Origin of the sequence: Corynebacterium camporealensis (assembly GCF_000980815.1) — a bacterium.
Lineage (GTDB): Bacteria > Actinomycetota > Actinomycetes > Mycobacteriales > Mycobacteriaceae > Corynebacterium > Corynebacterium camporealense.
Window position 1 is genome coordinate 1,525,017 of sequence record NZ_CP011311.1, and the last position, 18,749, is coordinate 1,543,765.

16 protein-coding genes are annotated in these 18,749 nt (G+C 59.3%); 7 read left to right on the top strand and 9 right to left on the bottom strand.

Annotated features, from left to right (window positions below):
• Nucleotides 1–5: 5 nt before the first annotated feature.
• Both UL81_RS07145 and UL81_RS07150 read left to right on the top strand, forming a co-directional pair.
• Nucleotides 6–803: a PhzF family phenazine biosynthesis protein gene (locus tag UL81_RS07145; RefSeq protein ID WP_035105018.1), complete on the top strand. Its 798-nt coding sequence runs from the start codon at nucleotides 6–8 to the stop codon at nucleotides 801–803.
• Nucleotides 800–2,134, top strand: coding sequence for a protein adenylyltransferase SelO family protein (locus tag UL81_RS07150; RefSeq protein WP_035105020.1), 1,335 nt, complete (start codon nucleotides 800–802; stop codon nucleotides 2,132–2,134). Before UL81_RS07145 ends, UL81_RS07150 begins: the two co-directional genes overlap by 4 nt.
• Nucleotides 2,135–2,250: 116 nt before the next feature.
• Here the strand turns inward: UL81_RS07150 and mqo are convergent, their stop codons facing one another.
• A complete protein-coding gene (gene mqo, locus UL81_RS07155; RefSeq protein ID WP_035105023.1) occupies nucleotides 2,251–3,762 on the bottom strand; it encodes a malate dehydrogenase (quinone) in 1,512 nt (503 codons plus the stop codon).
• Between the two features lie 269 nt (nucleotides 3,763–4,031).
• On the opposite strand from mqo, the gene UL81_RS07160 reads away from it, so the two are divergent.
• From UL81_RS07160 to UL81_RS12055, 4 genes are all read left to right on the top strand, one after another.
• A complete protein-coding gene (locus UL81_RS07160) occupies nucleotides 4,032–5,033 on the top strand; it encodes an alpha/beta hydrolase (RefSeq protein ID WP_035105026.1) in 1,002 nt (333 codons plus the stop codon).
• Nucleotides 5,034–5,115: 82 nt separating this feature from the next.
• Nucleotides 5,116–6,507 (top strand): mycothione reductase, encoded by a 1,392-nt coding sequence (gene mtr, locus UL81_RS07165; protein ID WP_035105028.1) that lies wholly within the window; start codon nucleotides 5,116–5,118, stop codon nucleotides 6,505–6,507.
• A 340-nt stretch (nucleotides 6,508–6,847) separates the two neighbouring features.
• Entirely contained in the window at nucleotides 6,848–7,225 is a 378-nt protein-coding gene (locus UL81_RS07170) for a hypothetical protein (RefSeq protein ID WP_035105029.1), read from the top strand.
• 39 nt (nucleotides 7,226–7,264) lie between these two features.
• Entirely contained in the window at nucleotides 7,265–7,414 is a 150-nt protein-coding gene (locus UL81_RS12055) for a hypothetical protein (protein ID WP_236684453.1), read from the top strand.
• Nucleotides 7,415–7,818: 404 nt separating this feature from the next.
• Here the strand turns inward: UL81_RS12055 and map are convergent, their stop codons facing one another.
• The 5 genes from map to dxr all read right to left on the bottom strand — a co-directional run bounded on the left by map (nucleotide 7,819) and on the right by dxr (nucleotide 14,364).
• Nucleotides 7,819–8,688: a type I methionyl aminopeptidase gene (gene map / locus UL81_RS07180; protein WP_035105031.1), complete on the bottom strand. Its 870-nt coding sequence runs from the start codon at nucleotides 8,686–8,688 to the stop codon at nucleotides 7,819–7,821.
• 27 nt (nucleotides 8,689–8,715) lie between these two features.
• Nucleotides 8,716–10,575, bottom strand: coding sequence for a penicillin-binding transpeptidase domain-containing protein (locus UL81_RS07185; protein WP_035105476.1), 1,860 nt, complete (start codon nucleotides 10,573–10,575; stop codon nucleotides 8,716–8,718).
• A 136-nt stretch (nucleotides 10,576–10,711) separates the two neighbouring features.
• A complete protein-coding gene (gene ispG / locus UL81_RS07190) occupies nucleotides 10,712–11,872 on the bottom strand; it encodes a flavodoxin-dependent (E)-4-hydroxy-3-methylbut-2-enyl-diphosphate synthase (protein WP_035105033.1) in 1,161 nt (386 codons plus the stop codon).
• Between the two features lie 103 nt (nucleotides 11,873–11,975).
• Nucleotides 11,976–13,184 (bottom strand): M50 family metallopeptidase, encoded by a 1,209-nt coding sequence (locus UL81_RS07195; RefSeq protein ID WP_035105036.1) that lies wholly within the window; start codon nucleotides 13,182–13,184, stop codon nucleotides 11,976–11,978.
• Nucleotides 13,185–13,197: 13 nt separating this feature from the next.
• A complete protein-coding gene (gene dxr, locus UL81_RS07200) occupies nucleotides 13,198–14,364 on the bottom strand; it encodes a 1-deoxy-D-xylulose-5-phosphate reductoisomerase (protein WP_046453434.1) in 1,167 nt (388 codons plus the stop codon).
• A 179-nt stretch (nucleotides 14,365–14,543) separates the two neighbouring features.
• Here dxr and UL81_RS07205 point away from each other — a divergent pair, with 179 nt between their 5' ends.
• Nucleotides 14,544–14,999, top strand: coding sequence for a DUF2631 domain-containing protein (locus tag UL81_RS07205; protein WP_035105039.1), 456 nt, complete (start codon nucleotides 14,544–14,546; stop codon nucleotides 14,997–14,999).
• A gap of 67 nt (nucleotides 15,000–15,066) precedes the next feature.
• On the opposite strand, the gene UL81_RS07210 is transcribed toward UL81_RS07205, so the two are convergent.
• The 3 genes from UL81_RS07210 to rlmN are packed head-to-tail and all read right to left on the bottom strand — an operon-like array spanning nucleotide 15,067 to nucleotide 18,662.
• Nucleotides 15,067–16,653: a hypothetical protein gene (locus UL81_RS07210; protein WP_035105041.1), complete on the bottom strand. Its 1,587-nt coding sequence runs from the start codon at nucleotides 16,651–16,653 to the stop codon at nucleotides 15,067–15,069.
• Nucleotides 16,646–17,500 (bottom strand): ABC transporter ATP-binding protein, encoded by an 855-nt coding sequence (locus UL81_RS07215; protein ID WP_035105043.1) that lies wholly within the window; start codon nucleotides 17,498–17,500, stop codon nucleotides 16,646–16,648. Before UL81_RS07215 ends, UL81_RS07210 begins: the two co-directional genes overlap by 8 nt.
• A 49-nt stretch (nucleotides 17,501–17,549) precedes the next feature.
• Nucleotides 17,550–18,662 (bottom strand): 23S rRNA (adenine(2503)-C(2))-methyltransferase RlmN, encoded by a 1,113-nt coding sequence (rlmN, locus tag UL81_RS07220; protein ID WP_035105477.1) that lies wholly within the window; start codon nucleotides 18,660–18,662, stop codon nucleotides 17,550–17,552.
• Nucleotides 18,663–18,749 lie beyond the last annotated feature (87 nt).

Here is an 18,749-nt window from a genome sequence, read left to right on the forward strand (position 1 = left end):
CGGATATGTCCCATCCCTTTTTCGAAGTAGATGTCTTTGCCACCACTGCATTTTCCGGCAATCCGCTCGCTGTCATCGCCAATGCGGATGATTTAAGCACTGAGCAAATGCAGTCTATTGCGGCGTGGACTAATTTCTCTGAAACCACGTTCCTGCTGAAACCAACGAACCCGCAAGCGGATTACCGGGTGCGTATTTTTACCCCGCAGGAAGAATTCGACTTCGCCGGGCACCCCACCTTGGGCACCGCCCGGGTCTTTAAGGAACTCCACGGCACCGAAGGCACTGTGGTCCAGGAGTGCAACGTCGGACTGGTCACCGTGCGCGAGGAAGGCGGGGTGTTCTCCTTTGCCACTCCTGCCCTGCGCAAGTCCGGCCCGCTATCTGCTGCTGAGCTGCAGGACTCTTGTTCTTTCTTAGGCGTCGATAAAGATGCCGTCGTCGATGCCGCTTGGGTGGACAACGGTCCTGGCTGGCGCTTGGTGCAGCTTGCCGATGCCGCCAGCGTCCGCAATCTGCAGCCCACCGGCACTCCCGCGCTCAAGGTTGGTGTTGTGGGCATGGAGGGCGATAGCTACGAAGTCCGTGCTTTTACTCCCCGCTTCGAAGACCCCGTCACCGGTTCCTTTAATGGCGGTGCCGCGGAATTCATGCGCGCTAAAGGTGCTGTGCCAGCTTCCTATATCGCCTACCAAGGTTCCCAAGTCGGGCGTAATGGCGAAGTCCACATCCACGACGACGGCGAGGACATCTGGGTTGGTGGCCACGTCAACATCCTGGTGGAAGGCAGCCTCAACCTATGATTTCCCACGAGTTCGACAAGCGCTTACCCCAGCTGTGCGCCCGTGCGGAAGGCGAAGCACAACCCCATCCGCAGCTGGTCCAACTCAACGAAGAACTGGCTACAGAACTCGGCCTGGATCCGGACTGGCTGCGCAGCGACGACGGCATCAACTTCCTACTCGGCCGCAGCGATGAACCCGCGCATGCGCTAGCCTATGCCGGCTTCCAATTCGGCCAATACAACCCACAGATGGGCGATGGCCGCGCACTCCTACTCGGGGAAGTCGAAGCCAACGGGCAGCTGTGGGACTTGCAATCCAAAGGTACCGGGCTCACCCCTTATTCCCGCTGGGGGTCCGATGGCCGCGGCACACTGCGTTCCATGCTGCGCGAGTGCCTCTTCTCCGAATCCCTCCACGCTTTAGGTATCCCCACTACTCGTTCCCTGGCAGTCATTTCTACCGGCCGCATCATCCAACGTCAGTACCAAGAAGAAGCCGGCGTAGTCGTGCGCGTGGCGGCTAGCCACCTGCGCGTCGGCACGCTACACCTAGCCGCACAGACCGGCGATGTCGCGTCCGTGGTGCGCTGGGCCATAGAGCGCCACTACCCTGACCTCGACCCACTGGACTACCAGGGCTTCTACCGCGCACTGCTGCAGCGCCAAGCTTCCACTGTGGCCGCGTGGCAAGCCACCGGCTTTATCCACGGGGTGATGAACACCGACAACACCACCTTGTCCGGACAGACCATCGACTTTGGCCCGTGTGCGTTCATGGAAAGCTATAGCCCGGATACCTGCTTTTCCAGCATCGATACTCATAGTCGCTACCGCTTTGGCAACCAGCCGGATATCCTCGCCTGGAACCTAGTTCGTGCCGCAGAATCCATGCTGCCGCTTTTCGATGACAACCCCAACTCAGCCATCGAATTCGCCCAGGACTGCATCAATGACTACCCGCACACCTTCGATGCCGCTTACCGCAAGATGCTGAAAGAGCGCCTCGGCATCGACGAGAAACTCGCCCCGGCTTACCGCCACGCGATGGAAACCCACGCACCCGATATCACCCACGCCCATCTCGCACTAAGAGATGCTGCACAAGGAGATCGCAGTGCTATCGATAAGCTCATGCCCAATGAGCCCTTCGTTGAGCAGTTCCTGGATTCCAATCCAGAAGTCCCGCACGTGCCACGCGTTATCCCGCGCCCCCGGAACGTCGAAGCCGCACTGCTGGACTTAGAGGAATACGAGCGTTTCCTCCACGCAGTTACCCACCCTTATGATGCGTGCCCTGAGTATGAGGAGCCCGGCAACCTCGATGATTATCTCACCTACTGCGGTACCTAACACCGCCAGCAGGTACACCCAGGTACAACAAAGCCCGCCAGACAATGGATACCTGGCGGGCCTTGCTTTAGCTAACGCGATTCGCGCGAAGCGTGAACTGCACAGTGGCAGTTCACTTAGAACTGCCGCGGCTCGTCGAGCTTGAGGGTCTTCTGGGTGTACTCCCACATCTCGTCGTAGAGCTTCTGGTCCTTGGCCAGCTTGATGCCGTAGGACGGAACCAATTCCTGGATCTTCTCGCTCCACTGGATCATGTGCTCGCCGAAGCAACGCTCCAGCAGCTCCAGCATGACCGCCGGGGTGATCGAAGCACCCGGGGATGCGCCCAGCAGGCCGGCGATGGTGCCGTCCTGGTTGTTGACCAGGGTGGTGCCGAACTCGAGGGTGCCGAACTGCGGCGGGCCAGCAGGCTTGATGACCTGTACGCGCTGACCAGCGATGACGGTCTCCCAGTCATCCTCGTTAGCGGAAGGCACGTAGTCGCGCAGAGCCTCGACGCGGTCGGAGAAGGACTTGCGGACCTCGTCGACCAGGTACTTGGTCAGGCCGAACTCCTGTACGGCAACGCCCAGGTAGGACGGAACGTTGTGCGGGCGGATGGACTTGAACAGGTCCAGGTAGGAACCCTTCTTCAGGAACTTCGGGCTCCAGCCACCGTACGGGCCGAACAGCAGGCCGCGCTCGCCGTCGATAACGCGGGTATCCAGGTGCGGCACGGACATTGGCGGTGCACCCACGGAAGCCTTGCCGTAGACCTTGGCGTGGTGCTGGTCGATGAGATCCTGGTTCTTGGCGCGCAGCCACAGACCAGAAACCGGGAAGCCAGCGTAACCTGCGACCTCGCGGACGCCCGCCTTGCGCAGCAGGTCCAGGGCGTAGCCGCCAGCACCGACGAAGACGAACTTAGCCTTAACAACGGTGATGTCGCCGGTGTGCAGGTTCTTGGTGTAGACCTTCCAACCATCGCCCACGCGCTTGAGGTCGATGACCTCGTGGCCGTAGCGGATCTCGGTACCGGAAGCCTTGGCAGCGGTGAGGAACTGCTTGGTCAGGGCGCCGAAGTTGACGTCGGTACCGCGCTCGGTCCAGGAGATAGCAACCTTGTTGCGCTTGAAGTCGCGGCCTTCTGCCATCAGCGGCAGCTTCTCAGCGAAGACGTCATCGTCGGTGGAGATTTCCATCTCCGGAAACAGGTGGTTGTCCTTCAGCGCGTCGAAGCGACGCTGCAGGTAGTCCACCTGGATTTCACCCTGAGCGAAGGAGACGTGCGGAACCGGGTTAATGAATTCCTTCGGATCGGTCAGGATGCCGTTGTTGAGCTGGTGGGACCAGAACTGGCGGGACTTCTGGAACTTCTCGTTAACGCCCAGAGCCTTGGTGATATCAATTCGGCCGTTCCTCTCCGGGGTGTAGTTCAACTCGCACAGTGCGGAGTGGCCGGTACCTGCATTGTTCCAGGGAGAGGAGGATTCCATGGCCGGGCCATCGAGACGCTCGAAGATCATCTGGGTCCAGCTAGGCTCGAGTTCACGCAGCATAGCGCCCAGGGTGGCGCTCATGATGCCGGCACCGATAAGTGCTACATCGACCTCATCTACAACCTGTGCTGTTTTCTTCGCGGAGAACACTTAACTATTACCTCTTCACTTGGATTCACTGTTTTCGCGGATTGCTTCCCAACTCTCCTGCACACTACTGGCGGAAGCAACCCGTTAACGCCGTCAGGCCCCGCCATTCCAGCGAGGCTTGCCACGCATTGCCCAATCAGTTTACGCCGTGCGCACTCATTTGGGGACCACTACCCCACTTCCTCCCCTAATTGGGTCATAGCCTCCCGCTTGCCAGCACACAGAATCTTCTTAGCCACACCCCAGGGAAATTGCCTAGAGTCGAGGTTATGAATTCTGCTGAAGCAACGTGGACCCCCGATATATTAGGCCCCGATTTCCAAGCCCAATCCTTAAATTTAGGCCCCGACCCTGACGGCGAAAGCGACGTATTGGCAACGCTGGTGCGCTACCAGCCTGACGATGCCGCCCCGGCCGATAACTCCCGCCCCGCCGTGCTGTGGGTGCATGGCATGACTGACTATTTCTTCCACCGCCATGTGGCTGAGCACTTCTACAACAACGGCTACGACTTCTATGCCATTGACTTGCGCAAGTGCGGCCGTTCCCGCCAAGGCGATCAGACCTGGCACTACGTCTCCGACGTCGAGTTCTACTTCGACGACCTCGATGCCGCCACCGCCGCTATCCCCAACGATCAAATCGTCCCGATCGCACACTCCACCGGCGGCCTTATTGTCCCGCTGTGGCTGGACTACCTGCGCCGTACCAACGCCCCTGCCAACAAGCGCGTACCGACTGCCATCCTCAACAGCCCCTGGCTGGACATGATGTCGATTCCCGAACCAGTCATGAAGGCTGCCAACCCCATCCTAAAGTGGGCCGGCAAAATCCTGCCTGGCATCCGCTTCCCCGGCGGCAACCTCACCGCCTTTGGCGAGTCCATCCACTCCACTGAGCACGGCGAGTGGGACTACGACCTCAAGCTCAAGCCCATGGGCGGCCACCCGAAGTACTTAGGCTGGCTGCGCGCTATCCTCATCGGCTTTGACACCGTCCACACTGGCAAAATCAACGTCGGCCGACCACTGCTCACCCTCTGCTCAGCGCACTCCCACCTGGGCAAGCCCTACTCCCCGGAATCAGATACCGCCGATACCGTCATCGACGTACACCAAACCCAACGCCAAGCACCCAAGCTTGGCGACGACATCACCATCTGCCCCATCCTCGGCGGCCGCCACGACCTCTTCCTCTCCCTCAAACCCGCCCGCGACGAAGCCTTCCGCCTCGCTGATCAATGGCTCGAAGACCACGCGCCAGCGCGCTAAACGCGCCGGCGCATAAACGCACCGAGACACCACTAAAACGGCACAAAGCCGCAGCGCACAAAACCTAGAAAGGCATATATCTATGTCAGATAACACCCCTCAGGTCGACGAGCACTACGACCTCATCATCATTGGCACCGGTTCCGGCAACTCCATTCCCTCCCCGGACTTTGACGACAAAAAGATCGCCATCGTGGAAAAGGGCCGCTTCGGTGGCACCTGCCTGAATGTCGGCTGCATTCCGACCAAGATGTACGTCTACGCCGCCGACGTTGCCCTGGCTGCTCGCGAGGCCGGTCGCCTAGGGCTGGACGCACAAGTCAACAGCGTCGACTGGGACTCGATTGTCGAGCGCGTCTTCCACAACCGCATCGACCAGATCGCCGACGGTGGCGAGGCCTACCGCCGCGGCGACGAAACCCCAAACATTACTGTCTACGACCAGCACGCCCGCTTTATCGCACCGAAGACGCTGCAGATCGGCGACAGTGTTATCTCCGGCGAAGAAATCGTCATTGCCACCGGCTCCCGCCCACAGGTCCCGGAAGTCTTCAGCAACTCCGGCGTGCGCTTCTACACCAACGAAGACGTCATGCGCATGGATACCCAGCCGAAGAAGCTCATCGTCGTCGGCGGTGGCTTTATCGCCATGGAGTTCGCCCACGTCTTTGATGGCTTGGGAACTGAGGTCACCATCGTTCACCGCCGCGAGCAGCTCCTGCGCTTCCTTGACAAGGACGTTTCCGACCGCTTTACCGAACTAGCCAAAAAGCGCTTCCCCTTCGTCCAAGGTTCCACCGAGTCGGTGGAACAGACTGAAAGCGGAGGCGTCCGCCTCCACCTCGATAGCGGCGAAACCGTCGAAGCCGACGCCGTCCTCGTTGCCACCGGCCGCATCCCCAACGGCGACCAGATGGACCTCGACAAAGCTGGCGTGGAGATGCGCGAGGACGGCCGCGTGAAAGTCGACGAGTACGGCCACACCACCGCGGAAGGCGTCTGGGCACTCGGCGATGTCAGCTCGCCTTACATGCTCAAGCACGTTGCCAACGCCGAAACCCGTGCCGTACAGCACAACCTGCTGCACCCAGAGGACCTGCGCAGCATGCCGCTTGACAATGTCCCTTCGGCGATCTTTACCCACCCACAAATCGCCACTATTGGATTGTCTGAACAACAAGCCCTCGACGCCGGTTTTGACATCACAGTAAAAATTCAGAATTACGGCGATGTCGCCTACGGCTGGGCGATGGAAGACACCACTGGCTTCGCCAAACTCGTCGCCGATAAGAAAACCGGCAAGCTTCTAGGTGCCCACATCATCGGCCCCGACGCCGCCACGGTCATCCATCCGCTGATTACAGCGATGTCTTATTCCCTGGACATGAGGGATTTTGCTCAACAACAATATTGGATCCATCCGGCGCTGCCAGAGTTGATCGAAAACGCCGTTTTGGGCCTGGAATGGGATTAAATTCGACCGTTACGTGACAAACATCACAGGTTAGTCACACCAGTCACACGACAGTGTGTTGTGCCTAATAAACAGGTCGTTTTGCCTTTTAAGAAAATCTGACAAACACCTCGATCCAGGGGTATGTGCAGGCCATATTGCGCAAATCCCAAGATATCGGGGTGCATTGTCAGGATATCTTTACGAACTTGAGTACACACACCGGTACAAGCCAACTCCCGGCGGCCGTGTGCTGCGGAAGTTCCTAAGACTCACAGGCTTTCTGAGGGCCTTAAGGAAGTTCCCTTTGCCAGGTATCTCTCTCGAGACACTCACATACGATTACCAAAGGACTTTTGACATGCGTATTCGCAATGCAGCCATCGTCGGCGCAACCGCTCTTGCAGTTGCTTTCGGCGGCACCACCGTTGCTACCGCTCAGGCCGAGCAGCCGGACTTCTCAGCTCCGAACCAGCCAACTGATGATCCAGCCAAGAAGGACGGCGGCACCCTGTCTTCCAAGATTGGTGCTCAGCTCGGCGCTGGCGAGGCTGCTAACGGCCAGGCCATCTTCGGCTCCTCCAAGACTGAGAAGGACGGCCAGGACACCTTCGCTGGCCAGCCGGCTTGGGCTAAGGTTCTCTACGCTCTGACCATCGGTGGCGGCCTGGGCGCTGTTGTCGGCGGCGTTATCGGCCCGGTCTACAACTTCATCGTTCACGGCCCGCTGTCCAACTAATCACCAGCTACTGGCTACTTTTCAGAAAAGTAAAACATCATGCGTAACTTCCGCACTGCAGCAGTAGCTGCTTCCACCGCTGTCGCCGTTGCTTTCGGTGGCGCTGCCGCCGCTTCCGCTGAGGATGCTCCGGTCAAGGAGGAGAACCTGTCCTCCAACCTGTCCTCCGCTTTCGATAACTACAAGTAGCTGGACGGCGAATTCGAAACCCTGTCCTCCAAGTGGGGCGCAGCTACCGAGGCTGACCGCTAGGTCATCGGCGGCAACCTGCTCGGTGAGCGCACCCATGACGAGAGCAACCCGCTGTGGTCCAAGATCTGGCGCGATGGCACCTACGCTCTGCTGGGCACCGCTGCAGCTGGCGCTGTGATCGCTGCTTACAACTACGCTGTCTACACCGGCATCGTTCCGCAGCACATCCTGGACCCGATTTTCCGCTAAGGAAAACTAGGCTCTAAGTCTTTTTGCGAAGACGCTCAAGCCGGTTGCTTCCCACTGGGAGGCAACCGGCTTTTTGGTGCGTTAAAAGGGAGGGCACCAGTGCGGTGCCCTCCCTTCATCTATCTGGTGCGCGTGTAATTGCGCGCTCCGCTTTACTGCTCGTCTGGCAGGGTGAGGATCTCGTTGCCGTCGTTGGTGATGACGATGGTGTGCTCGAACTGGGCGGTGAACTTGCCGTCGGTGTTTTGGACGGTCCAGTCGTCGTCCCAGATTTCGTAATCGAGGGAGCCGAGGTTGATCATCGGCTCGATGGTGAGAGTCATGCCAGGTTCCAGAACGTTGCGGTAGGTCGTGGAATCGTAGTGCAGGACGACCAAGCCGTTGTGGAAGGTGGGACCAACACCATGGCCGGTGAAGTCGCGGACGACGTTGTAGCCAAAGCGGTTGGCATAAGACTCAATCACGCGGCCGATGACGTTGATTTCGCGGCCGGGCTTGGCGGCCTTGATGCCGCGCATAGTTGCTTCCTTGGTGCGCTCCACCAGCAGGCGGTGTTCTTCGGAGACGTTGCCGGCTAAGAAGGTGGCATTCGTATCACCGTGGACGCCGTTTTTGTAGGCGGTAACGTCAATGTTGACGATGTCTCCGTCCTCAATGACGGTGGTATCCGGGATGCCGTGGCAGATAATCTCGTTCAGCGAGATACAGCAGGACTTTGGATACCCCATGTAGCCCAGGGTGGATGGGTAAGCGCCGTGGTCGAGCATGTACTCGTGTGCAATGGCGTCGATCTCATCGGTGGTCTTGCCGGGCTCCACAGCGGCACCGGCGGCCTGCAGGGCGTTGGCTGCGATGCGGGAGGACTCACGCATGGCCTCAATAACTTCAGGGGTCTGCACGAAGGGCTCGCCTTGAGCTTCCTTCACGCTGTCCTTCCACGCGTATTCCGGGCGCGGGATGGAGTTAGGAACCTTGCGGATCGGAGTTGGCTTACCTGGTTGAAGTTTTCCTCGATTGCTCATGTTCAACCATGGTAGTCCTCCCCTAATTTATTCCTCTGCTAGGGGCGCAGCACCGTCTTCCGGTGATGGTTCAGCGCGGTGTTCATCGAGCTTTTGGAAGAAGCTATCGGTAATGGCGACCGAAACTTCCGAGCCACCACCCAGGACCACCAGGGTGGCAAAGGCAATGTCATCGTCGCGGAAGCCAGTAAACCAGGCGTGCGAGCCTTCGTTAATTTCGGCCTCACCGGTCTTGCCGTAGATTTCACCACCGGCCTGCATGCCCGCAGCGGTACCGGAGGTGACCACCTGGCGCATCATGCCGCGGAGGTTGTCGAGTACGTGTGGTGGCAGTGGTTCGACGTCTTCTGAGACTTCGGTTTCTTCCGTCGAGACCAGCTGCGGCACTGGAGTCTTGCCGTTGGCCACGGTGGCAGACACCAGCGCCATGCCAAACGGGCTCGCCAGGTCCAGGCCCTGACCGTAGCCGGCTTCGGTCTTTTCCAGTGGGGTTTCGCCTTCTGGAATCTGGCCAGTAATCGTGGATAAGCCCGGGATTTCGTAGTCGAGTCCTAAGCCAAAATGCTTTCCGATGTCCTTGAGCTCACCCTGGTCCAAATTCACCGACATGTCCGCAAAGGTGGTGTTACAGGATTGAGCAAAAGCCTGATTCAACGGCACTGAGCCCAGTGAAAAACCGTTGTAGTTAGTCACGGTGCGGCCATAGATATCCATGGTGCCCGGGCATGGCACGATGGAATCACCATTGAGCCCTTGCCTATCCACACCAGCAGCAGCAGTAATGATCTTAAATACCGAGCCCGGCGGATACTGGCCTTGTAGGGCCACATCGCCGTTCTTGTCGGCTTCCTCGGTTTGTGCAACGGCGAGGATTTCCCCGGTCGACGGGCGAATCGCCACCAGCATGGCTTCGGAGTCAGCGCGCTGGTTGACTGCCTCTTGTGCGGCGCGCTGCACGTCGTAGTCCAGGCCGACGCGGATGGCTGGTGCGGCGGATGGCTCGCTGCGCTCTACGTCAGACAGTGCCGCGCCATTTTGGTTGACCACGGAGACCGACCAGCCAGAGGCGCCATCGATGTCATCGAAGACCAGGGAGCGCACGCGCGACAAGATATCCGGTGCCAGGCCCTTGTCGCGGGTGATCAACGCTGGTTCTTCATTCAGGCGAACGTTCTGCAGACCGTTGAGGGTGTTCTTTAATGGCTTGGCTTGCTGCTCATTCAGCATGGTGACCGAGTAGCTGCCCTCGGCCTTCTCGAGGGAATCGGCAAGCTCGCCGCGGTCGATATCCGGCAAGGAGTCGTCCTGGCTGCGTGCGGAGTTCAGCGCAGCGGTAATCTCCCCTGCCGTAGCACGCGGGTCGCCCATGTTGTCGGTATCGACCACCAAGCGGTACTGCAGCCCTGGCGACATCAGCTCCACACCATCGGAGGAAACCACGCTAGCCTTCTTAGCCTCAATAGCGCGCAGCTCCAGGTGCTGGTGTGCGCCAAGGTCTGGGTGCAGCAAGCTTGGCTGCCAGCGCACGGTCCACTCTTCCCCGCCGAGCTGACTGAGCGTCATGGATGCGTCATAGGTCAGCTCACGCTCGCGTGGTAAGTCCCAGGAGACGGTGTAGTGTGCCGTGGCCAGTGAATCATCCTGTTGGACGTCCTGGAGTTCGAAGTCGACGCCTTCGGCCTGCAGGCCCGCATAGGTTGCGTCATAGATGCGCGTGGCATCGGCAGCGTCATCGACAAGCTCGCCAAACGCATCGGTGTCTTGGGTCTCCATTGCTTCGATGAAGTCCTCGACGACCGGCTCGGCGGAAACTGGTTTGGGCGTGCAGGCAACTGCTGTAGACAGCGTTAAAGGAAGAGTGCACAGCACAGCAACCAGTTTCTTCATGACCAAAAATATTAGCAGGCCAGCAGGCATAATTAAGCGCCCCACACGGAGTGTCATACCTCCATGCAGGGCGCTCAAGTGCAGTGACTAGACCGTCGTCCTCACCGCTGTGTTAGTGCTAGCCGCTGTGTTTGGGCTACTGAGTCACGCGAACTTCCGCCTTAGCACCTTCGACGGCCTCGAGGCCTTGTTCGTCGGCGATGCGGGTTGCTTCCTCAATCAGCGTTTCCACAATCTTGGACTCAGGCACGGTCTTGATGACCTCACCCTTGACGAAGATCTGGCCCTTACCGTTACCGGATGCCACACCGAGGTCGGCATCGCGAGCCTCGCCCGGGCCGTTGACAACGCAGCCCATGACGGCCACACGCAGTGGGAACTCCATGCCCTCCAGGCCAGCGGTGACCTCTTCGGCCAGCTTGTAGACGTCCACCTGTGCACGGCCACAGGACGGGCAGGAGACGATCTCCAGCTTGCGTGGGCGCAGGTTCATCGCCTGCAGAATCTGGTCGCCGACCTTGACCTCTTCGACCGGGTCAGCAGACAGGGACACGCGAATGGTATCGCCAATGCCCTCTGCCAGCAGTGCGCCGAAAGCAACGGAAGACTTGATGGTGCCCATGAACTTCGGGCCCGCCTCAGTCACACCGAGGTGCAACGGGTAGTCAGTCTTTTCAGCCAGCTGGCGGTAAGCCTCGACCATGAGGACCGGGTCAGAGTGCTTCACGGAGATAGCAATGTCGCCATAGCCATGCTCCTCGAACAGACCTGCTTCCCAGATAGCGGACTCCACCAGTGCTTCCGGGGTAGCCTTGCCGTACTTTTCCAGCAGGCGCTTATCCAGCGAACCGCCGTTGACACCAATACGGATCGGGATGCCCGCATCGCCGGCAGCCTTCGCCACTTCCTTGACGCGGCCGTCGAACTCCTTGATGTTGCCCGGATTCACACGAACCGCAGCGCAACCAGCATCAATCGCCTGGAAGATGTACTTCGGCTGGAAGTGAATATCCGCAATAACCGGAATCGGCGACTTCTTCGCAATCGCCGGGAGTGCCTCAGCATCGATAGGCTTCGGGCAGGCCACGCGCACGATGTCGCAGCCACTAGCGGTCAGCTGGGCAATCTGCTGCAGCGTGGCATTCACATCGTGGGTTTTGGTCGTGGTCATCGACTGCACAGAGATCGGATGATCCGAGCCCACACCTACTGGTCCGACGAAGAGCTGTCGCGTCTTCCGGCGCGGCGCCAACGTGGGTGGTGGGCCATCTGGAATTCCAAGACCAATAGTCGACATGAACGCTCCTTGCTTGCATCAAGACTGCATGGGGATGTACGGCACTACTTTAGCACTGCAGAAGTTCTACGCTTTGTCCCCGCCGCGTTCCGAGGTTGGCTGGCTAACCAAACAATCTAATCGGGTTAACCACATCGGCAATGATGATGACCACGCCCAGTGTCAGCAGCAGTGCTGCGATGGCATAGGTGATCGGAATCAGGCGTGTGTAGTCGGCAGGACCTGCAGGTTTCTTGCCCATCAGGCGGCGGATGAAGTCGCGGATCTTTTCGTAGATGATCACTGCGATGTGACCGCCATCAAAAGGTGGCAGAGGGATGAGATTGAACAACGCAAGGAAGAAGTTCAGCGTCGCCAGCATCATAAAGAACGTCGCCCACAGGTTGCGCTCGACCAACTCGCCACCAACACGGGAGGCACCGACGACCGACATTGGGCCGTTGACGTCGCGCTCTTGGCCAAAGATGGAGGCGACGACCCCTGGAATCTTGGAGGGGAATTCCTTAATGCCTTGCACCGTGGCATCGAGCATGAACCAGGAGTACTCCCAGGTCGCCGGGAAAGCACTGACAAAGTCATGCTTTTCGACGATATCCAGCACCTGATTGGTCAAACCAATCGAACCGGCATCCACCAGCTCACCCTGGGGGTTAAGGCGCTTGACGGTATCTAAGTGCACGGTGAACTCGCGCTGCTGACCATCGCGCTCCACGCCGAGCTCGACGGTTTCACCCGGGCGGGCGATGACCTCATCTCGTAGCTGGGTGAAGTCCTCAATCGGCTCGTTGTCCAGCGAGAGAATAATGTCGCCGACTTCAACACCGGCAGCTCCTGCCGGGCCTTCACCGACGCAGGATTCCAGGGTCTGGTCCGGGCGCTGGTCCGCCGAACAGGTCACCTCGCCTACGCGCGGGCGCACATCCGCATTCGGGTCGGGCAAACCAGAGCTCATTGCGACGAGCAGCAAGATAATAAAGCCCAGCAGCAGGTTGACTGCCACACCGGCGGCCAGCACGATAATGCGCTGCCACCAGGGCTTTTCATACATCACATGGGGGCGTTCTTCTTCTGTGACGAACTCATCTTGTGGGGTCATGCCCGCGATGTCACAAAAGCCACCGACCGGCAAAGCGGCAAGGCCGTATTCGGTATGCCCGCGCTGAAAAGACGCCACACGTGGGCCGAAGCCAATGTAGTAGCGGCGCACGCGCATGCCAAAGGAACGAGCTGCCACCATGTGCCCTGCTTCGTGCAGGGCCACGGTAATGCCGATCCCCAAGGCAAAAAGGATAATGCCCAGGAGGTTTGCCATCGAAACGAACTTTCTAGTTTGCCAGGGTATCCACCAGCGCGTTCGCGCGGCGGCGTGCCTCGCTTTCTACTGCGAGAACATCGTCGACGGTTGAGGGTACACCAGCAAACTGGGAGGAAGCACCCAGTACTTGGCCAACCACATCGACGATTTCTGGGAAGTGGATACGACCTGCCAAAAAGGCCACGGCAGCCTCCTCATTCGCGGCGTTGTAGACCGCACCCGCACTACCCCCTGCTGCTGCAGCGTCGCGTGCCAGCTGCACTGCCGGGAAGGCCTTATCATCCAGCGGCTCAAACTCCCAGGTGTGTGCTTGTCTAAAGTCCAGCGCCGGCTGCGCCTTCGGCACGCGATGCGGCCAATCCAGCGCCAGGGAAATCGGCAGCTTCATCGACGGCGGCGAGGCTTGCGCAATAGTGCAGCCATCGACAAACGTGGCCATGGAGTGAATGACCGACTGCGGGTGCACGGTGACATCGATACGCTCCGGCGACAGGTCAAAGAGCAAGCTGGCCTCGATCAGCTCCAAGCCCTTATTAATCAGCGTCGCGGAATTCAGGGTGTTCATCTGCCCCATCGACCACGTCGGATGCTGCGCTGCCTGCTCCGGGGTGACATCCCACATCTGCTCACGCGTCTGCCCGCGGAAAGGACCACCCGAGGCAGTCAGCACCAGCTTGTCCAGTTCCTCGCGCGTGCCACCCCACAGGCACTGCGCCATCGCCGAGTGCTCCGAATCCACCGGCACCAGCTGGCCAGGTTGTGCCTTATCCATCACGATGGCACCACCGGCAACCAGGGACTCCTTATTGGCCAGCGCCAGGGTGCGTCCACCCTCCAGTGCTGCCAGCGTCGACTGCAGACCCAACGAACCCACCAAGGCGTTAAGCACCGTGTCGCACTCGACGTCCTTGGTCAGCTCCGCTGCGGCCTGCTTTCCGCTGCGCACCGTGCCACCTAAGGCCTCAGATACTTCCTTGGCCGCTGTGGGATCGGCCACGGCAACGTGGTCAAACGAAAGGTTGAGCTCACGCGCTTGTTTCACGATGGCCTGCGGATCCGACCCACCAGCCGCAATGCCTACCACTGCAAACTTGTCCGGGTTGTCAGCGATGACCTCCAGGGCCTGAGTGCCAATCGAACCGGTTGAACCGAGAATAAGTACACGCTTGATATTCACCCGACCCAGCCTAGTCGGTACGGAATTAAGTCGTATAGAAGAATCCGGGGGTATTTAATCGCGACGGGCAGGCAAATGATTTAGAATGTCATACAGATAAATGGCATTTTCGTATGCTCTACCACCCCAGGACACTGGGTGATTGACCAAGAGCATGCGGCATTAGCGAAGGAGAGCACGTGTCTGCCCACAAGTCGGAACCGCAGGTGTACAACGGAGTATCCACCGACGACGTCCCATCCGCAGCTTTTGGTTGGTCCGCACTGAGCCGTGGCGGCATCCAGGTTGCTGGCTGGGTAAGCGTTTTCATCCTGCTGGCCTACAACTTTGGTAACCACAATGGCCATGTGGAGACCATCTGGCTGATCGCCCTGGCAGTGGTCCTGGCCCTGGGCCTGCTGATCCACGGTTTCCAGCCGAAGCTGAGCCAGGTTCGCACCGTGACCTCCCACAACCAGCCGGAAGGCCACGTGGAGCCGGACTGGATCTACCTGCAGAAGACTTCCACTGGTGCTTACGCCGAGCTTAACGATGCTGAGCTGCGCGCCCTGAACATCGAACCTTCCCGCGTTGCTCACCTGCGCGGCGAGGGTGCTGCTCAGCCGGTTTCTGAGTCTCCGCGCCACGCTCTCTAAGAGCTTTTAGCTTCCCCAATGCCTGGTCCTTGTGACCGGGCATTGTTGTGTTTTGCGCGCCGAAGCTTTAGGACACCCAGGTCTTGACCTTGTCGTAAATCTCCGGCATGCGCTTATCTACGCGTTCGATGCTGACCACGATGGTAATCGCGTAGATAACGGCCGGGACTGCGACAGCAACTGCTGCACCGGCAAAGAGTCCGACGGTGCTGGAACCAGCGAAGAGAATCATCATGATGCCGCCAGGAACCGCGGGCAACCAGCCAAACAGAATCGCGATGATGCTCGTCATCAGTGCTGCCGAAGAATAGCCAGCCTTGTCCGACCACGGGTTCGTACCTGGTCGCGACATCGGGTAAGGGTTAAACGTCGTTAACGCCAAAGCGAAGGCAGCACCAGAGGCCAGCACGCCATAGCTGGCCAACCAGACTGCGAACGCGACTTGCTTGTCGTTAGCCATGACCACGATGCCGATGCCCATCACCGACACCGCAATCACTGGCAGCAGCAGCTGCGCGGCATGACGAGCCAGCAAGAACACGTGTGGTTTCACCGGCGCAGACATCTTCAGCCACAGCGAAGGTCCGTCGTAGCCAAAGTCATTCGACGCAGCAATGCCACCCAGCACACCCAGCATCACGATGCCCAAGTAAGCCGAGAACATCATGTCGCCCTCCGACTGCCAGAGCATGAACACCATCAGGATGGGGAACATCGCCACCGTGGCCAGAAACCGTCCATCGCGGAAGAAATACAGCAACGACCGTCGAAACTCCAGCGCCGCGGGACCATAAATCCCCTTCGGCACACGCAGGGCCTTCGCCCCGTTGTTGCGTTCCTTCTTCTCCTTAGACTGCACGGCAACAGGGTTCATCCATTGCTTGACGATGCTGCGCTGCCATCCCCAGGCCAACCCCACCACCGTGGCCACTGCGATAAGCAGCTGCGCCACCGCAGCAAAGTACGCACCATTAGCCAGTGACATCGCCCAGCCCACGCACGCGCCAACCGGAGTCCACGCCAGTACGGTGCCGATGCTGTCGAGCGGAACACCGAGGTCTTCCAGACGCGGAAGCTGAATGACTGCGATGATCAGCAAGAACACACCGACGGTTGTTAGCGCCATCTTGGTTTCTTTGCGCATCGAATCAGAGTTCGCGCCCAGCTGCGTGACGAGTTCACCCGCGATAATCGTGGTCACAAAGGCCAGCACCATCGCGGGAATGAAGGCAAGAATCGCTAGAGGAATGCCACTGCTGACCAGCTGCAGGCTCGCAACCACGGTGTAGATAACCGTGGTCACAGCAGACAGCCACACGCGGGTGCTAAATAACGATGCCAGCGCTAAGCCCCCGCGTAGTTCTTTAAACTCCAGCGGTAATGCGCTGAGATCTTTGACGCGCAGCTGGTTCTCACCCGCGGGCATGACCAACCCGACCATGACGTAGGCAACCAAGCCCAGCGCTACCGGCACAGTAATGGATTGGTAGTGCCCGCCATTAAAGGACAAGTCCAGCCACACCAGCGAGCACAACGACAGCAGACCCAAAAGCGCGTATATGCCAATCAAGATGGTGGAAGCCAGCATGGCTTTGTTCTCAGAGAACATGCGCTTCCACAACACCTTGTGGAGTTGAAACAGCGTCTTAGCCACGGTGCTCCTCCCCTTCCTGTTCCCCGGCGATGCGCGGGTCTTCTGCACCGCGCTTCGCGCCTAGCCAGCCGAAGGAGCCTTCTTGTAAGTCGCCCCCGCCGACGGTCTCAATAAAGACGTCGGTAAGGCTGCGGCCCTGGCGTACCTCGTCGACGTGGCCGGCACGCACGGCGTGGCCTTCGGTAATGAGTGCGACGTGGTCGCACAGGCCCTCGACGAGCTGCATGACGTGGGAAGACAAGATCACCGTGCCGCCGCGCCTGGCGAAGGTGCGCAGCAGTTGCTGAATCAGCTCACCGCTGACTGGGTCAACGGCCTCCAAGGGCTCATCCAGTACCAGCACGTCCGGGTCGTGCAGCAGCGCACCGGCCAGCAAAATCTTTTTGGTCATGCCGGCGGAGTAGTCGCTAATCCGCTTGTCGGGGACTTGGTTGAGGTCAAGTGCATCGAGAAGCTCACGTGTGCGCTGCTCTACCTCGACTGGATCCAGTTTGCGCAGCGCACCTAAGTAGTAGAGGTATTCCGCACCAGTCAGGCGGTCGAAGACTGGCGCGCCATCCATGAGCAGCCCCATCGCGCGTTTGGCGGGGATAGGGTCTTCCCACACGTTGTGCCCGCCGACAAAGGCCACGCCCGCATCAGGGCGCTGCAGACCACAAGCCATGGTCAGCATCGTGGTCTTACCTGCACCATTCGGGCCCACAATGCCAAAAATGGCTCCCTTGGGCACGTCCAGGTGTAAATCCTGAACGGCCATCTGGGAGCCAAACCTTTTCGACAATCCGCGCACCGCCATGGCTTGAGTACGCGAATCGCTGGTGACATTCTGTGGCTGCTGTGCATTCATGCACCATAACTTACATGATGCACTTTGCAGCCGCAGCCTTGGGGAATGGTTACGCGGACTGGCCTTCCAGCTCATCAGCAGCCAGCTGGCCACAGGCCGCGGCAATCTCATCGCCCTTGGTATCGCGCACCGTACACGGCACGCCCTGGGCCTGCACGCGACGAACGAACTCGTCTTGGCGATCCTTCGGTGCCGCATCCCACTCCGAACCCGGGGTCGGGTTCAGCGGAATAACGTTGACGTGCACCTTCGAGCCCAGTGCCGCGTGCAGCTTCCTACCGAGCATGTCCGCGCGGAAGTCCTGGTCGTTCTTATCGCGAATCAGCGCGTACTCAATGGAGACGCGGCGACCAGAAGAATCGGCGTAGTAGCGCGCAGCATCGAGGACCTCTTCCACCGGCCATCGGTTGTTGACCGGCACGAGGTTATCGCGCAGCTCATCATCTGGGGTGTGCAGGGAGACGGCGAGGGTGCAGGAGAGGTCTTCATCGGCAAGCTTGCGGATAGCTGGTGCCAAACCAACCGTGGAGATGGTCACGTTGCGCTGGGACAGGCCAAAGCCTTCGCCGTCCTGGCCGACAATCTGGCGCACGGCCTGGACCACGCGCTTGTAGTTGGCCAGCGGCTCGCCCATGCCCATAAACACCACATTGGTCAGACGGGAGCCTTCAGCTTCCATCTCCGCGGCGGCGTTGCGGAATTGCTCGACGATTTCCGCCGTCGACAGGTTGCGGTCCAGTCCACCCTGGCCAGTAGCGCAAAAAGGACAGGCCATACCGCAGCCGGCCTGGGAAGAAATACACAGCGTTGCTCGTCCCGGGTAGCGCATGAGCACCGATTCGAGCAGGGTGCCATCGTGCAGGCGCCACAGAGACTTGGTGGTCTCCCCATCATCAGTGGAGGTGTGACGCAGCGGCTGCATCAACGTTGGGAAGAGTGCTTCTTGCACTGCCTCCCGCTTGCCCGCCGGGATGTCAGTCATCTTCTCGACATCCGCGGTGTAGTGCTCGTAGTAGTGCTTGGCTAGCTGCTTGGCCCGAAACTTCGGCAGGCCAATCTCAGCCAGCTTGTCGATGCGCTCATCTACAGACAAATCCGCAAAATGCTTCGGCGGGAGTCCGCGGCGCGGTGCAGAGAAATTCAGTTTAATTGGTTCAGCCATGGTTTCGCCTATTTTTCCACCTTCAGCCACCTTTCCCCAATTCCTAGTCGGTTCAAGTGGCACAAACGACGATATTCGCGATTAAAT